This window comes from Thioclava sp. GXIMD4215 (assembly GCF_045291555.1).
Taxonomy (GTDB): domain Bacteria; phylum Pseudomonadota; class Alphaproteobacteria; order Rhodobacterales; family Rhodobacteraceae; genus Thioclava; species Thioclava litoralis.
The window spans coordinates 2,631,284-2,646,467 of sequence record NZ_CP149515.1 but is presented as its reverse complement, the minus strand read 5'-3'; the positions used below and the strand labels follow the sequence as shown (position 1 = coordinate 2,646,467).

General features: G+C 61.9%; 14 protein-coding genes. 8 read left to right on the top strand and 6 right to left on the bottom strand.

What is annotated here, in order from left to right:
• Nucleotides 1–2: 2 nt before the first annotated feature.
• The gene (locus WDB86_RS13230; protein ID WP_339108038.1) at nt 3–647 is read right to left on the bottom strand and encodes an SDR family NAD(P)-dependent oxidoreductase; all 645 of its coding nucleotides are present in this window, start codon (nt 645–647) and stop codon (nt 3–5) included.
• 362 nt (nt 648–1,009) lie between these two features.
• Here WDB86_RS13230 and WDB86_RS13225 point away from each other — a divergent pair, with 362 nt between their 5' ends.
• On the top strand, nt 1,010–2,569 hold the full coding sequence (locus WDB86_RS13225; protein WP_339109537.1) for a 2-isopropylmalate synthase: 1,560 nt from the start codon (nt 1,010–1,012) through the stop codon (nt 2,567–2,569).
• Between the two features lie 68 nt (nt 2,570–2,637).
• On the opposite strand, the gene WDB86_RS13220 is transcribed toward WDB86_RS13225, so the two are convergent.
• The gene (locus WDB86_RS13220; RefSeq protein ID WP_406736118.1) at nt 2,638–3,636 is read right to left on the bottom strand and encodes an acyltransferase family protein; all 999 of its coding nucleotides are present in this window, start codon (nt 3,634–3,636) and stop codon (nt 2,638–2,640) included.
• Nucleotides 3,637–3,921: 285 nt separating this feature from the next.
• Between WDB86_RS13220 and WDB86_RS13215 the strand changes: the two genes are divergently transcribed.
• The 6 genes from WDB86_RS13215 (at nt 3,922) to WDB86_RS13190 (ending at nt 10,684) form a co-directional block, all read left to right on the top strand.
• Nucleotides 3,922–4,959 carry a rod shape-determining protein gene (locus WDB86_RS13215; RefSeq protein ID WP_339108040.1) on the top strand — a complete coding sequence of 346 codons (1,038 nt, stop codon included), beginning with the start codon at nt 3,922–3,924 and terminating at the stop codon, nt 4,957–4,959.
• 130 nt (nt 4,960–5,089) lie between these two features.
• A complete protein-coding gene (mreC, locus tag WDB86_RS13210; protein ID WP_339108041.1) occupies nt 5,090–6,016 on the top strand; it encodes a rod shape-determining protein MreC in 927 nt (308 codons plus the stop codon).
• Entirely contained in the window at nt 6,009–6,548 is a 540-nt protein-coding gene (locus WDB86_RS13205; protein WP_339108042.1) for a rod shape-determining protein MreD, read from the top strand. The genes mreC and WDB86_RS13205 overlap by 8 nt, the downstream gene beginning before the upstream one ends.
• A gap of 81 nt (nt 6,549–6,629) precedes the next feature.
• Nucleotides 6,630–8,576, top strand: a complete 1,947-nt coding sequence (mrdA, locus tag WDB86_RS13200) for a penicillin-binding protein 2 (protein WP_406736117.1) — start codon at nt 6,630–6,632, stop codon at nt 8,574–8,576.
• Nucleotides 8,577–8,593: 17 nt separating this feature from the next.
• Complete coding sequence (gene rodA, locus WDB86_RS13195; RefSeq protein WP_406736116.1) at nt 8,594–9,733, top strand: rod shape-determining protein RodA; 1,140 nt, start codon at nt 8,594–8,596, stop codon at nt 9,731–9,733.
• Nucleotides 9,734–9,742: 9 nt separating this feature from the next.
• Nucleotides 9,743–10,684, top strand: a complete 942-nt coding sequence (locus WDB86_RS13190; RefSeq protein ID WP_406736115.1) for a 2-hydroxyacid dehydrogenase — start codon at nt 9,743–9,745, stop codon at nt 10,682–10,684.
• Nucleotides 10,685–10,711: 27 nt separating this feature from the next.
• Here WDB86_RS13190 and hisG read toward each other — a convergent pair whose 3' ends face one another.
• From hisG to hisS, 3 genes are read right to left on the bottom strand one after another with little or no spacing between them, the layout of a single operon-like run.
• Nucleotides 10,712–11,419: an ATP phosphoribosyltransferase gene (hisG, locus tag WDB86_RS13185; RefSeq protein WP_406721223.1), complete on the bottom strand. Its 708-nt coding sequence runs from the start codon at nt 11,417–11,419 to the stop codon at nt 10,712–10,714.
• The gene (locus WDB86_RS13180) at nt 11,416–12,486 is read right to left on the bottom strand and encodes an ATP phosphoribosyltransferase regulatory subunit (RefSeq protein ID WP_406736114.1); all 1,071 of its coding nucleotides are present in this window, start codon (nt 12,484–12,486) and stop codon (nt 11,416–11,418) included. The genes hisG and WDB86_RS13180 overlap by 4 nt, the downstream gene beginning before the upstream one ends.
• Entirely contained in the window at nt 12,486–13,988 is a 1,503-nt protein-coding gene (gene hisS, locus WDB86_RS13175; RefSeq protein ID WP_406736113.1) for a histidine--tRNA ligase, read from the bottom strand. Before hisS ends, WDB86_RS13180 begins: the two co-directional genes overlap by 1 nt.
• 164 nt (nt 13,989–14,152) lie before the next feature.
• Here hisS and WDB86_RS13170 point away from each other — a divergent pair, with 164 nt between their 5' ends.
• Nucleotides 14,153–14,356: a SlyX family protein gene (locus tag WDB86_RS13170; protein ID WP_339108049.1), complete on the top strand. Its 204-nt coding sequence runs from the start codon at nt 14,153–14,155 to the stop codon at nt 14,354–14,356.
• An 87-nt stretch (nt 14,357–14,443) separates the two neighbouring features.
• Here WDB86_RS13170 and WDB86_RS13165 read toward each other — a convergent pair whose 3' ends face one another.
• On the bottom strand, nt 14,444–15,172 hold the full coding sequence (locus WDB86_RS13165; RefSeq protein WP_406736112.1) for an SDR family NAD(P)-dependent oxidoreductase: 729 nt from the start codon (nt 15,170–15,172) through the stop codon (nt 14,444–14,446).
• Between the last annotated feature and the right edge of the window lie 12 nt (nt 15,173–15,184).

Below are 15,184 nucleotides of genomic sequence, written 5' to 3'. Positions count from 1 at the left end.
GTTCACCACTCTACTGATTTGCCGGAATAATCCCAGAAACCACCGCTTTGTTCCGGCGTCAAACCCTGAAGCACCGAAAGCAGCCGTTCTGCCGCCTCATCCGGCGAAACCTTATCCATCGTGTAATTGCTGGTGAAGGCCGTGGCGACCGTACCGGGATGCAGCGCCGCCACCACGAGTTCGGGAAATTTGCGCCGCAATTCGATAGAGGCCGTGCGCACAAGCTGGTTAAGCGCCGCTTTGGAGGCACGATAGGAATACCACCCGCCCAGATAGTTATCGCCAATCGAGCCGACCCGCGCCGACAGGACTGCCAGATGGGCGCGGCTGTCTTTCGGCAAGAGGCGGGTGACATGTTTCATCACCAAGGCAGGCCCCATCGCATTCACCGCGAAAAGGCGCATCATCTCGTCGGCTTTCAGCGTCGCAAGCGACTTTTCCGGTGTGCCCAGAATGCCCGAAGCGATGACCACCATATCGAACGTGCCATCCAGCCCCGATATGACCGCCTCGATCTTGGCCTCTTCCGAGATGTCGAAACCGTCACGGGCGCGCGAAAGGCCCAAGACCTCGTGCCCGCCCCGCTCCAGACGGTCCCGCAGGGCCTCGCCTATCCCGCCCGTATCGCCGATGATCAATGCGCGCATCGCTGTCCCCTACTGCTCCCTACCTGAAATTGCCGCAGTGCAGCATGAATTCAACCCTAAAAAAGGACCGATACGGCCATTTTTCGCTTTTCAATACGGATCTGATGCCTATAGTCCAGCCCATGATGACATGCAGCGCAAATACTCTCACCTCGCAGGCCGCCCAAGGGCGTGGCCCGACGGTTGGTGCCGGCGCGCTGCGCGGCCTTCTCCTTCTTCTTACGCGCCTCTGAGCGTGCCCTTGGGCGCGACCGCTCGGAGGTAGCCAGCGCCCAAGCCACCCGATGCCCAAGCGGATTGCTGGCCATCGGGGTCCAATCGCGTTAAGAGCCGTTTACGAGGAGACAACCATGGCTGCGAACATGACCGATAATTCCCAAGTTCTGATCTTTGACACCACCCTGCGCGACGGCGAGCAATCGCCGGGTGCGACGATGAGCCATAACGAAAAGCTCGAAATCGCCGGTTTGCTCGATGAAATGGGCGTGGATATTATCGAGGCAGGCTTCCCGATCGCGTCCGAAGGCGATTTCGCCGCTGTCAGCGACATTGCGAAAAACGCCAAGAATTCGGTGATCTGTGGCCTCAGCCGCGCCAATTACAAGGATATCGACCGCTGCTGGGAGGCCGTGAAACACGCCGCCCGCCCCCGTATCCATACCTTCATCGGCACCTCGCCCAGCCACCGCGAGATCACCAAGCTCAATCAGGACGAGATGGTCGAGCGGATCTTCGAGACTGTCACCCATGCCCGCAACCTCTGCGAGGACGTGCAATGGTCGGCGATGGATGCGATCCGCACCGAGCGGGACTATCTGTGCCGCGTGGTCGAAACCGCGATCAAGGCGGGCGCCACCACGATCAACATCCCCGATACCGTGGGCTACACCCTGCCCGACGAATCGGCAGAGATCATCCGCATGCTCCTGGAAAAGGTTCCGGGCGCGTCGGATGTGATCTTTGCGACCCATTGCCACAATGACCTCGGCATGGCGACGGCGAACAGCTTGGCCGCTGTCTCGGCAGGGGCCCGCCAGATCGAATGTACGATCAACGGCTTGGGCGAACGTGCGGGCAATACCGCGCTGGAAGAGGTCGTCATGGCGCTGCGCGTCCGCCGCGACCTGATGCCCTATCAGACCAAGATCGACACCACCAAGATCATGAACCTCTCGCGTCGTGTGAGTCAGGTTTCGGGCTTTGCGGTGCAGTTCAACAAGGCGATCGTCGGCAAGAACGCCTTCTTGCATGAATCGGGCATCCATCAGGACGGCGTGCTGAAAAACGTCGAGACATTCGAGATCATGAAGCCCGCCGATATCGGCATCACCGAGACCAATATCGCGATGGGCAAGCATTCGGGCCGTGCCGCGCTGCGCTCCAAGCTGAAGGAACTGGGTTACGATCTGGCCGATAACCAGTTGCAGGACGTGTTCGTGCGCTTCAAGGCTTTGGCCGACCGCAAGAAAGAGGTCTATGACGAGGATCTGATCGCGCTGATGACCGATAGCGCCGCCAATACCGGCGAAGACCATCTGCAAGTGAAGAAACTGCGCGTGATCTGCGGGTCGGACGGCCAAGAGGCCGATCTGGTGATGACCGTGAATGGCGTTGAGAAAACCGCGCATTGCCAAGGCGATGGCCCCGTAGATGCCTGCTTCAACGCGGTCAAGCAGATCTTCCCGCATGGCGCGCGCCTGAAGCTCTATCAGGTGCAGGCCGTAACCGATGGCACCGATGCACAGGCCACCGTTTCGGTGCGTCTCGAAGAGGATGGCCGCATCGTGACCGGCTCGGCCGCCGATACCGACACCATTCTGGCCTCGGTCAAAGCCTATGTCGGCGCGCTCAACCGTCTGATCGTGCGCCGCACCAAGACAGCACCGGATGCCGATATGAAAACGGTGTCGTTCAAAGAGTGACCTGACCGATTGCCACAACGGATGACGGCGCGGAGTTTTCCGCGCCGTTTGTCTTGCGCCCTAGCCCTCTAAAGCACGGGCACCGCCCGATTGATCCGGCGCAACAGCGGCACAGAGGCCAGAGATAGCGCGATCACCGCCACCCCCTTGGCCAGATAGGGCAGATCCGGCACGATCAGCGCCAGAATATCGATCCACAGCACATGCACCAGATAGATCCCCGTGGACCACGCGGAGGATATCTGCCCCCTTCCGCCCCAATTCCGGCTTTGCAGCGTCAGGAACAGGAACGGGATGAAGGCCGCGCTGGACAGGAAGATATCGAACGGACCAACGGCATTGAACAAAAAGTCGTTTACCCCGACTTCCAGCACGAACAGGCCCGCCGCCGCCCAGAAAATCACGCGTTTTCTTGTCTTTCCCAATCGGGCCCAAGCGCCCGAAAAACGCGCGGTCACATCTCCCAATGCCATGAACGGAAACGCGAAAAACAGGAAGTTACGCGCCAGCGCCCCGTCTGCCGAAATGGGCAAGCTGCCAAAGGCGGGGCTTTGGTCCACCCGCTGCCCATATTGCAGCACCGCCCCCAGCGCCAAAATCGCCAAGGCCAGCGCCAGCAGCATACGGGCGGAAAGCCCCCGCAAAAGAGACAGCATGACCGCGCTGATCAGGGCGGCCAACAGATACCAGAGCTGCCAGTAGCCCACCACAAGATTGGTGACGAAAAGCTGCATATTGGCCTGCGGCAACCAGAACGGCATATAGACCAGCGTCCAGATCACATAAAGCCCCGCCATCCGGCGCAGCAATCCCGTGATCCCGCGTGCAACCTGCGTCTGGAAATAGAACCCCGTTACGAAGAAGAAAAAGGGCACACCCAGCCGTGCGAAATTATTCCCGATCAGGATATTCAGCGGGCGGGACAGGTCGGCAAATATCCCCGTATGCAGGCAGACAATCGACAGTGCGAAAGCGATTTTCGCCCATTCGATCGCAGCGATACGTCCGGTGGTGGCGGTGGCGGGCCGGATCTGCGCGGTCCCTGTCCAGATCATGCTATTGGTCATGTCCCCTCCTGCCCGACCCCAACCCGCAGCAAAAGCCCGAGGTCCGACACCATCGCGTGATTTTCAGGCATGTTCGGAAAGTGACAGTTTTCGCGCGGAATCCTGCCCTTTTACCGGCTGAATATCGCGTATAGGCCACTCGCAACCATGTGATGGGCGGATAGGTGCATCATTGCAATGTCGTGAGGGCAATTAGACTTTCCGCCCTCGTCATCCTTGACTATACGGGCTTGGGGGCGACCACCTGAGTCGCCAAGGCATTTACAGGGCAGTGCAGGACGAAACATGGTTAGCTTGGGCGGAATCTTTTCATCGGACATGGCGATCGACCTCGGGACGGCGAATACGCTTGTCTACGTGAAAGGGCGTGGCATCGTACTGAACGAGCCCTCCGTTGTAGCCTATCACGTCAAGGACGGCAAAAAGCAGGTTCTGGCCGTGGGCGAGGATGCCAAGCTGATGCTGGGCCGGACGCCGGGGTCCATTGAAGCCATCCGGCCGATGCGCGAAGGCGTCATTGCCGATTTCGACAGCGCCGAAGAGATGATCAAGTATTTCATCCGCAAGGTGCACCGCCGTTCGACCCTGTCCAAACCGAAAATCATCTGCTGTGTGCCCCAAGGTGCAACCCCCGTTGAAAAACGCGCCATCCGTCAGTCGCTGATCTCCGCCGGTGCCCGCCGCGCCGGTCTGATTGCCGAACCGATTGCGGCGGCCATCGGCGCGGGCATGCCGATCACCGATCCCACCGGCTCGATGGTGGTCGATATCGGCGGCGGCACGACCGAAGTCGCAGTGCTCTCGCTGGGCGATATCGTCTATGCCCGCTCGGTGCGTGTGGGCGGCGACCGGATGGATGAGGCGGTCATCGCCTATCTGCGTCGCAATATGAACCTGCTTGTCGGGGAAGCCACCGCAGAGCGGATCAAGACCACCATCGGGTCGGCCCGTATGCCCGATGACGGGCGTGGCGCATCGCTTTCGGTGCGCGGGCGCGACATCCTGAACGGCGTGCCGAAAGAGGTAGAGATCACCCAGGCCCAGATCGCCGAAGCACTGGCCGAGCCGGTGCAGCAGATCTGTGATGCCGTGATGCAGGCGCTGGAGACCACCCCGCCGGATCTGGCAGCCGATATCGTGGACCGTGGCGTCATGCTCACGGGGGGCGGCGCGCTGCTGGGCGAACTGGATCTGGCGCTGCGGGAACAGACCGGCCTGTCGATCTCGATTGCCGACCAGTCGCTGAACTGTGTGGCCCTGGGCACCGGCAAGGCGCTGGAATATGAAAAACAACTGCGTCACGTGATCGACTTCGACAGCTAAGGCTGCCTCGCGTGCGAATGTGATCATGGGCGGGCGTCTGCTGCGTTGAGCGGGGCGCCCGTTTTCGTTATATACCTCGCCTGATCGGCATGAGATACGGCCAAGGCTCACCCAGCTTCCGGAGAAGGACGTGGCAAGACACCGCGACGAAGAGGACTATCTCGGCCCGCTGCGCCGGATTGTCATTGCCATTCTCGCACTCGCCCTTGTGGCGACGGTCATTCTGTGGCGCGTGGATAACCCGCGAGTCGAGCGGCTGCGTTCGGCTTTCATCGACAGATACGTTCCGACCTTTGACTGGGCGATGGTGCCGGTGACCAAGTTTCTGGATATGGTCGAGGGCTTCCAGTCCTACGCACGGCTTTACGACCAGAATCAGGAACTGCGCCGCGAGTTGCAGCAGATGAAGGCGTGGAAAGAGGCCGCCGTCCAGCTCCGGCAGGAAAACGACAAGCTTCTGGCACAGAACAATGTCCGGCTTGATCCAAAGCTGACCTCGGTGTCGGGCGTGGTGCTGGCCGATAGCGGCTCGCCCTTCCGGCAGTCGGTGCTGCTGAATATCGGCTCGCGCGACGGGATCGTGGATGGCTGGGCGACGATGGATGGTCTGGGGCTTGTGGGGCGTATCTCGGGCGTCGGCAAGACCACCTCGCGGGTGGTGCTGCTGACCGATTCCTCCTCGCGCATTCCGGTGACCTTGCAGCCTTCGGGCCAGAGAGCGATCATGTCGGGCGACAACTCGCCTTTCCCGCCGCTTGATTTCCTTGAACATCCCGACCGTATTCAGGCCGGTGACCGCGTGGTCAGCTCGGGCGATGGCGGTGTGTTCCCTGCCGGTCTGCTGGTCGGACAGGTTGTCGAGCGCAACGGTCGGCTGCGCGTCCGGCTGTCTGCCGATTACGAGCGCCTCGAATATCTCAAAGTGCTGCGGTCGCATCCGGCAGAGCAGCTGAAAGGCGTCGGGGCGCTGATCCCGCCCCCGATCGGCAAGATCGACAGCGAACAGCAGGCGCTGCCACCGGCCCCGCAGGCACAGAACGGGCAAAGCAATGGTTGACCCGCTGACCTCGCGGATATGGATGCACCGATGCCTGTTTTTGGTGATCGCCTCGGCCATCATCTTCATCCGGCTGCTGCCCGTTTCGCCCACCTATCACGGCATTCCCGGCCCCGACCTGACCCTTGCCTTCGCTCTGGCATGGGTTCAGCGCCGCCCCGATTATGTGCCCGCTTTGCTGATCATCGCGGTGTTTTTCGTGCAGGATCTGGTGTTCTGGCGGGTGCCGGGGCTGTGGACCCTGATCGTGCTTCTGGCCACCGAATGGCTGCGCAAGCGCGAATTGCGCCTGCGCGAGATGCCCTTTGCCGTCGAAATCGCGATGACTGCGGTTATTCTTGTGGCGATGGTCTTGCTGGAACGTCTGGTCATGACCGTGTTGATGCTTGACCAACCGCCGCTCGGGCGTGTCCTGCTGCAGGCCCTGACCACGCTGATCGCCTATCCGGTCGTGATCGGACTGTCGCGGCTGGCCTTCGGGCTCAAGCGGGCGGTTCCGGGCGAGGTTGATGATCTGGGCCATAGTGTCTAGCCCGCAAGGCCGCCTTCCCCCGGGCACGCGCCCCGTGCCCGCACCGATATTCCTGTCAGGATTTTCTGAAAAGGACAGCGCATGAAACAGACCGAAAAGACGATCCGGGAAAGTCAGGGCCGCATCACACGGCGCGGTCTCATGCTGGGCGGCATCCAGCTTGGTGTGATGGGCATTCTCACCATGCGGATGCGCAAGATGCAGCTGGAGGATTCCGAGAATTACCGGATGCTGGCCGAGGGCAACTCGGTCAAGTTCCGGCTGATCCCCCCCACGCGCGGTCTGATCTACGAACGGAATGGCCTGCTGATTGCCGGAAATGAACAGCTTTACCGGATCTCGATCACGCGCGAGGATGTCGATGACCTTGATCGGGTGATGGCAGATCTGCGCGAGCTGATCCCGATGACCGATGAACAGGTCACGGATATGCTGGCCGAATTGCGCAAACGTCCGCGCACCGTGCCGGTGACCGTGGCCGACCGTGTCAGCTGGCAGGAGTTTTCGCGCGTGGCGGTAAATGCGCCGGCCCTGTCGGGTGTCACCCCCGAGGTGGGGCTGTCGCGCATTTACCCCCGCCACGAGGATTTCGCACATATTCTGGGCTATGTCGGGCCGGTTTCCGACTATGACCTGTCCAAGATCGAGAACCCAGACCCCGTTCTGATGCTGCCGGGCTTCCAGCTTGGCAAACTGGGCGTTGAAGCCAAACTGGAAGACGAATTGCGCGGCAAAGCCGGTCAGCGTCAGGTTGAGGTCAATAGCGCGGGCCGCGAAATGCGCGAGCTTGGCCGCCGCGAGGGCACGCCGGGCGAGAATGTGCAACTGACGCTGGATTACAAATTACAGAATTTCACCCTGCAACGGATGGGCGATGAATCCGCCGCCTGCGTGGTGATCGACGTGACCAATGGCGATGTGCTGGCCTGCGCCTCGGCCCCGTCTTTCGATGCCAACCTCTTTGTGCGTGGCATCTCTGTCAATGATTACAAGACCCTGACCCAAGATGACCACCGCCCTCTGGCCGACAAGACCGTGCAGGGCCTCTACCCGCCGGGCTCCACCTACAAGATGGTCACGGCGCTGGCCGCGCTGGAGGCCGGTCTGGTGACGCCGGACGAGAAAATCTATTGCCGCGGCTTTACCGAAATTTCCGGTCGCCGTTTCCACTGCTGGAAACATGCGGGCCACGGCTATCTGAACATGATGCAGAGCCTCGAACAGTCCTGCGACTGCTATTATTACGAACTGGCCCAGCGGGTCGGGATCGACCGAATGTCGGCCATGGCCGAACGGCTTGGCTTCGGGCAGAAACCGGACCTGCCGATGTCGGCTGTCAAAGACGGTATCGCCCCGACGCGCGCCTGGAAACGCGACCGTTTCGGCAAGGACTGGCAGGTGGGCGATTCTGTCAACGCCTCGATCGGTCAGGGCTATGTGCTTGTCTCGCCGATGCAACTGGCCATCATGGCGGCGCGCATCGCCTCGGGCAAGGAAATCACGCCCCATATCATCAAGTCCAAGAACGGCATCGAAGTGCCCCGCCCCGAGCCCGCACATCTGAACATGCCGGACGCCATGCTCAATAATGTCCGGCGCGGGATGGACGCGGTGGTCAATGGTGTCCATGCCACGGCGGCCAAATCCAAAGTGGTCAAGGCCGAATGGCGTATGGCGGGCAAAACCGGCACCAGTCAGGTGCGGAACATCACCGCCGCCGAACGGGCGCGCGGGGTGATCCGCAATGACCAGCTGCCGTGGAAGCGCCGCGATCACGGGCTGTTCGTATGCTACGCACCGGTCGATAATCCGCGCTATGCGGTCTCGGTGGTGGTCGAACACGGGATGGGCGGCTCGACCGCGGCAGCCCCGATTGCACGCGATGTCATGCTGTTTGCACTGGCAGGTGGCCTGCCGCCGCTGGATGCCTACCCCAAAAGCCAGCGCGCCCAGATCGAAGAGCGGTTCTCGAAGCTGAATCTGGTTGATCCCGATCTGGCCAAACCCTCCGGCACCAGCCGCGCCTGAGATGTGAGGACCATTGCATGAGCTATCTTGAATCCAATCTCAAAACCGTCCCCACGGGTCTGCGCAAGATCCTGTTCATCAACTGGCCGCTGGTAATCCTGCTTTCGGCGGTCGCTTCGGTGGGCTTTCTGATGCTTTATTCCGTGGCGGGCGGGGATATCCACACATGGGCCGAGCCGCAGATGGAACGTTTCGGCATCGGCATCGCGGCGATGTTCATCGTGGGCTTCACGCCGATCTGGTTCTGGCGCAATGTCTCGGCGCTGATCTATCTGGTGGCACTGCTGCTGCTTCTGGCGGTGGAGCTGTTCGGGGCGATCGGCATGGGGGCGCAGCGCTGGCTGGAAATCGGGCCGGTCCGTATCCAGCCTTCCGAGTTGATGAAGATCGCCGCTGTGATGCTGTTGGCGGCCTATTATGACTGGTTGGACGTCAAGAAGGTGTCGCGCCCGATCTGGGTGCTGATCCCCGTGATCCTGATCCTGTTGCCCACCTTTCTGGTGCTGACCCAACCCGATCTGGGCACCGCCGTGCTGCTGGTTGCGGGGGGCGGGCTGGTGATGTTCTGCGCCGGTGTCAGCCTTTGGTATTTCGGCACGGTTATCGCCATTGTCTGCGCGCTTGTCTTTACCGTCATGGAAAGCCGCGGCACCGACTGGCAGCTTCTGCATGACTACCAGTATAAACGCATCGACACCTTCCTTGATCCGGGTGCCGACCCTCTGGGGGCGGGCTATAATATCATGCAGGCCCAGATCGCGCTGGGGTCGGGCGGGCTGCACGGGCGCGGCTATATGCAGGGCACGCAATCGCGGCTGAACTTCCTGCCCGAGAAACATACCGACTTTATCTTCACCACACTGGCCGAGGAATTCGGCTTTGTCGGTGCTTTCTCCCTGCTATGCCTTTATGCGGGGATCATCGGTTTTTCGGTGTATTCGGCCTTGCGGAACAAGGACAGGTTCTCCTCCTTGCTGACATTGGGGATCGCAGGCACCTTCTTCCTGTTCTTCGCCATCAATATGGCGATGGTGATGGGGCTGATGCCGGTGGTGGGTGTGCCGCTTCCGCTTGTATCTTATGGCGGAACCGCGATGATGATCCTGCTTGCCGCCTTCGGCCTTGTGCAAAGCGCCCATATCCATCGCCCCCGATAGGAGCCTTTCATGCCCCGTATCCTCTTTGCCGCCACCGAAGACGACTGGCACGATTACCGCCACTGCCTTCCGAAAGCCTTGCAGGACAAGGGCCTCCACGCCGAGCTCATCCCCTATCACGAAGGGCTGGACCCTGCGCTGGTGGAGTATATCGTCTATGCGCCCGCAGGCCCTTTGCAGGACTTCAGCCCCTATACCAAGGCCCGCGCTGTGCTGTCGCTTTGGGCGGGGGTCGAGAAGATCGTGGGCAATACCACTCTTACCCAGCCCTTGTGCCGGATGGTCGATGAGGGGCTGGAAAAGGGCATGGTGGAATGGGTGCTGGGCCATGTGATGCACCACCATCTGGGTTTGGGCTTCTTTGCCGCCCATCAGGATGGCGTCTGGCGCAATGACCGTGCGGCCCCTCTGGCATCAGACCGCAAAGTGACCGTGCTGGGCTTGGGGGCTTTGGGGCAGGCCTGTGCAAGAATGCTGGCGCAGGTGGGCTTTGATGTGACCGGCTGGAGCCGCAGTGCCAAGGCCATTGACGGCCTCACCTGCCTACATGGCGAGGCGGGTCTGACGCAGGCGCTCTCCAGCGCCGAGGTGCTGGTGACGATCCTGCCGCAAACGCCCGAGACCACCAATCTGCTGGATGCCGCGCGTCTGGCGCTTCTGCCCGAGGGGGCGGTGATCCTGAACCCCGGACGCGGTACGGTGCTGGTGGACGACGCCCTGCTGGCCGCGCTGGATGCAGCGCAGATCGGCCATGCGGTGCTGGATGTCTTCCGTGTGGAACCCCTGCCCGAGGCGCATCCCTTCTGGGCGCATCCCCGCGTGACCGTGACCCCGCATATCGCCGCCGCTACCCGCCCAGAGACGGCGTCAAAAATGGTGGCCGAAAACATCGCGCGGGCCGAGGCCGGACGGCCCCTGCTGCATCAGGTCGACCGGACACGCGGCTATTGAAAAAGGCGCCCTAGGGCGCCTTTCCTGTCACAGATCCTGCGTCTCGACCTGTAGCTGCGCCGCAAAGCGGGCGAAATTGTCAGAAACCGAACCCCAGTCCGCCGAGCGGGAGGCAAAGAGCGTTGCCTGCGACTGGTGGATCATGCCGTCCGACAGGATCTTGAGGTGGTTGGCACGCAGGGTCTCGCCCGAGGAGGTGATATCGGCAATCGCCTCGGCGGTGAGGTTCTTCACCGTGCCCTCGGTCGCGCCTTGGCTATCGACCAACTGGTAATCCGCCACACCCTCGCGGGTCAGGAATTCGCGCACCAGACGGTGGTATTTCGTGGCAATCCGCAGCCGCATGCCGTGGGTCACGCGGAAAGCATGGGCCACCGCATCAAGGTCTTCCAGCGTATCGACATCGGCCCAGCAATCGGGCACAGCGATGATCAGGTCGGCATGGCCAAAGCCCATCGGTGCCAGATCGACCACCTGCTTGTTCCAATCGACCAGCTTGTCACGCACCAGATCGGACCCCGTGACGCCCAGATGGATGCGCCCTGCCGCCAGTTCACGCGGGATCTCGGAGGCCGACAGCAGCACCAGTTCAACGCCCTCGGCCCCTTCCACAGCACCCGCATATTCGCGGTCGGACCCCGTGCGTTTCAGCGTCACGCCGCGCTCCGCGAACCACGCAAAGGTCTTTTCCATCAGCCGCCCCTTCGACGGCACACCCAGCTTGATCATGCTCATCGGCCTGCCTCCAGATCTGCCAATACGCCCGGACGGATCACGCCGCCCACAGCCGGAATCTCGGCGCCATGGCCCAAGATTCGGGTTAGCGCGTCATAGCGCCCACCGGTGGCCACGGGCGGCATATCGGGGTTCTCGGTGGCAAAGCTGAACACGAAGCCGTCGTAATATTCCATCGTGGAACGCCCGTGGCTTGCGTCAAAGCGCAAAGCCCCCAGATCGATCCGGCGGGCCTTGAGGGCCGCCAGACGCGTTTCCAGCCGCTCGATCGCCGGAGCAATCGCCGGAATATCCAGCGCCCGCAATGCGGCAGGCGCATCCTCGGCGGCGCAATTCAGCGCAAAGAGCGCATCCAGCTTATCCACATCGGCGCGGGAAATCGGCGCGGCCTCGGCCTCTTCCTTCAGCACGGAAATCCGCAGCTCCATCTCGCCCGAGGACCGCAACCCGATCCAAGGCGCCTCGGAACGCATACCGCCCAGCGTCTCACGACGCGTCTCGGGCACGGGCACAAGCCCCGCATAACGCTGAAGCAGCTTCTGGAACCGCGCGGGCCGCCAGATATGACGCGAGAGCGCCGCCTTACGGGCGGGCATCGTATCAAGCCCGTCGACCGCTGCGCGCAGAATACCGAGATCACCGATGGTGGCCGTCAGACCCAGACGCGACAGAAGCCCGTTGAAGAGCGCGAAAACCTCGGCATCGGCGGTCTCGGGGTCCTCGCGGTCGAAAACCTCATAGCCCACCTGCTGGTATTCCACCGCGCGGGCGGACCCAAGATGATCCTGACGGCGGAAGACCTCGCCCAGATAGCAATAACGCGCAGGCTCGGCACCGCCCGCCATATGCGCCTGCACCACGGGCACGGTGAAATCGGGGCGCAGCATCATCTCGCCCTGCCCCGGATCATGGGTGACATAGGCGCGGGCGCGGATATCCTCGCCGTAAAGGTCCAGAAGCACCTCGGCGGGTTGCAGGATATCGGGCTGGATCTCTTGCGCCCCTGCCGAAAGGAAGGATTGCAGGATGCGCTGGCCGGTGGCGCGGGCCTCGGTCTTGGTCGCCATTATTTCACCTCGTAACGGGCCAGCATCTTACGCGTCTCGGCCACCAGATCGGCACGCGAGACCTCGACCTGAGCGGGCTGCGATTTCCATTCCTCAAGGCTGGCTTCCTGCGCAAGCTTCGCGCCAAGCACCAGATCCTTAAGCTGCAGCACGCCACGATCCGCCTCATCCGAGCCTTGGATCACCGCCACGGGGCTTTCGCGTTTATCTGCGTATTTCAGCTGGTTACCGAAGTTCTTGGGGTTGCCCAGATAGACTTCGGCGCGGATACCGGCGGCGCGCAGCTCTGCCGCCATCAGCTGGTATTCGCCCATCCGGTCGCGGTCCATGACCGTGATCACAACGGGGCCCTGATGGCTGGCACCGATCCGGCCCTTGGCACGCAGCGCGGCCAGCAGGCGGTCCACCCCAATCGACACACCCGTCGCAGGCACCTCTTGGCCGGTGAAGCGTTTCACCAGATCATCATAGCGTCCGCCGCCCGAGACCGAGCCGAACTGACGCTTGCGGCCCTTTTCGTCAAGGATTTCAAAGGTGAGTTCGGCTTCAAAAACGGGGCCGGTGTAATAGCCAAGACCGCGCACGACGGACGGATCAATCTCGATGCGGTCCGAGCCAAAGCCCTGAATATCCAGCAGTTCCGCGATCTGTTCGAGTTCATTCACGCCCTCGGCACCAATCACCGAGCCGCCGACCAATTCGCGCAGACGCGCCGCCGTGGCCGTGCCGGTCGCGCGTTTGGCGGACATGAAGCCCATGACGATATCGCATTGCTCGGGGGTCAGGCCTGCGCCCTTGGTGAAATCGCCCGACTCGTCCAGACGACCGGGGCCCATCAGAAGGCGCACGCCCTCTTCGCCGAATTTGTCGAATTTATCGATGGCGCGCAGGACGGTGCCGCGCTCTTCCTCGAAACGGGTCGGATCAGACGGGTCCAGCACGCCCGCGACCTCCATCACGCCGTTCAGCACCTTGCGGTTATTCACGCGCACAAGGTAGTCGCCGCGTGGAATACCCACAGCTTCGAGCGCGGTGGAGAGCATGCCGCAGATCTCGGCATCGGCGGCCACAGTGCCCGAACCAACCGTATCGGCATCGCATTGATAGAACTGGCGGAAACGGCCCGGACCGGGTTTTTCATTGCGCCAGACGGGGCCCATCGTATAGCGGCGATAGGGGCTGGGCAGGTCATTGCGGAACTGCGCCGCGACTCGCGCCAAGGGGGCGGTCATATCATAGCGCAGCGCCAGCCATTTGCCGTCGTCTTCTTCCTGCCACGCGAAAACACCGGCATTGGGGCGGTCCACATCGGGAAGGAATTTGCCAAGCGCCTCGACGGTTTCCACAGCCGAGGTTTCCAGCGGGTCGAACCCATGGGAACGATAGACCTCGGCAATGGTTGCGAGCATCTCCTGACGCTCGGTCACTTCCGAACCGAAGTAATCGCGGAAGCCTTTCGGCGCTTCGGCCTTGGGGCGGGGCTGTTTCTTCTGCTTGGCCATGGTCTTTCCCAATACTGGTTGTGGCCAAGGCAATAGCGGCTTGCGCCAAAGGGGGCAAGGCTTTGGGGGGCGGTTGGAATGATGATTTCCCTTCGCGCGCAGGCATGGCATAAGCGCGCCAGACCTTTCGGGTGGCTCGGCCACCCTTGGCAGTGGAGAGCGGAATGGATCGCAGCACGCAACTGGAAGAGAAACTGGCCCATCTGACCCGCATGGTCGAGGACCTGTCGGATGTGGTGGCGCGTCAGGACGGGCAGATCACCAAGCTGGAGCATCGGGTGTCGATGCTTCTGGAGCGCGAGGCGCAGCGCGAATATGACGACAGCAGCGCGATCCCGCTGGCCGACCAGCGCCCGCCGCATTGGTGATTGTTTCTGGGGGCCTCGGCACATCGGGGCATCGAGCCCCTTGCGCCTCGCGAAGACCGCCCCTTTGGCCGGCTTCGGGCGCCCTGTTCAGACGTGTTGGCCGCCATTGACCTCGATCTCGGTACCGGTGACATAGCTTGAGGCCTCCGAACAGAGATAATAGATCAGATCGGCCACTTCGGAAGGCTGGCCCAGACGGCGCATCGGGATATTCTCGACGATTTTCTCGGTGCCGGGCGACAGGATCGAGGTCTCGATCTCGCCCGGGGCGATGGCATTGACACGCACCCCCAGAGGCCCGAAATCATGGGCCATTTCGCGGGTCAGTGCCTTGAGGGCTGCTTTGGACGTGGCATAGGCCGCCCCCGCAAAGGGATGCACCCGCGAACCCACGATCGAGGTCACATTGACCACCGAGCCTTTCGCCGCGCAGAGTTCCTCCTTCAGCCCGCGTGCCAGCACGATGGAGGCGAAGAAATTCACATGGAACACCTGCCCCCATGTCCGCAGATCGGTTTCCAGCGCGGAAAGCCGCCCGCCCTCTTTGGTTTTGGGCGAGATCCCCGCATTATTGACCAGCGCATGTAGCTTGCCATCGAGACGGTTATGGATTTCGGCAATGGCATTCATCGTCTGCTGGGGGTCGGCCAGATCCAGCTGGATATGGTCATCCTCGCCGCCCCAGGGACAACGCGGGTCGAAAGGCTGCCGCGAGCAGGTCAGCACCCGCCAGCCTTCACGGTCGAACCGTTTCACGGTGGCATGGCCGATCCCGCGGCTGGCTCCGGTCAGTAGGATCACCTTGCGTTCGTCCATGATACGACTCTC

What these genes read in the sequence shown, in the direction of transcription:
- WDB86_RS13230 (WP_339108038.1), bottom strand. Translation starts at nt 647, where the DNA reads ATGCGCGCATTGATCATCGGCGATACGGGCGGGATAGGCGAGGCCCTG.
- WDB86_RS13190 (WP_406736115.1), top strand. Translation starts at nt 9,743, where the DNA reads ATGCCCCGTATCCTCTTTGCCGCCACCGAAGACGACTGGCACGATTAC.
- WDB86_RS13180 (WP_406736114.1), bottom strand. Translation starts at nt 12,486, where the DNA reads ATGGCGACCAAGACCGAGGCCCGCGCCACCGGCCAGCGCATCCTGCAA.
- WDB86_RS13170 (WP_339108049.1), top strand. Translation starts at nt 14,153, where the DNA reads ATGGATCGCAGCACGCAACTGGAAGAGAAACTGGCCCATCTGACCCGC.
- rodA (WP_406736116.1), top strand. Translation starts at nt 8,594, where the DNA reads ATGAGCTATCTTGAATCCAATCTCAAAACCGTCCCCACGGGTCTGCGC.
- mrdA (WP_406736117.1), top strand. Translation starts at nt 6,630, where the DNA reads ATGAAACAGACCGAAAAGACGATCCGGGAAAGTCAGGGCCGCATCACA.
- WDB86_RS13220 (WP_406736118.1), bottom strand. Translation starts at nt 3,636, where the DNA reads ATGACCAATAGCATGATCTGGACAGGGACCGCGCAGATCCGGCCCGCC.
- WDB86_RS13205 (WP_339108042.1), top strand. Translation starts at nt 6,009, where the DNA reads ATGGTTGACCCGCTGACCTCGCGGATATGGATGCACCGATGCCTGTTT.
- WDB86_RS13215 (WP_339108040.1), top strand. Translation starts at nt 3,922, where the DNA reads ATGGTTAGCTTGGGCGGAATCTTTTCATCGGACATGGCGATCGACCTC.
- hisS (WP_406736113.1), bottom strand. Translation starts at nt 13,988, where the DNA reads ATGGCCAAGCAGAAGAAACAGCCCCGCCCCAAGGCCGAAGCGCCGAAA.
- WDB86_RS13225 (WP_339109537.1), top strand. Translation starts at nt 1,010, where the DNA reads ATGACCGATAATTCCCAAGTTCTGATCTTTGACACCACCCTGCGCGAC.
- WDB86_RS13165 (WP_406736112.1), bottom strand. Translation starts at nt 15,172, where the DNA reads ATGGACGAACGCAAGGTGATCCTACTGACCGGAGCCAGCCGCGGGATC.
- hisG (WP_406721223.1), bottom strand. Translation starts at nt 11,419, where the DNA reads ATGAGCATGATCAAGCTGGGTGTGCCGTCGAAGGGGCGGCTGATGGAA.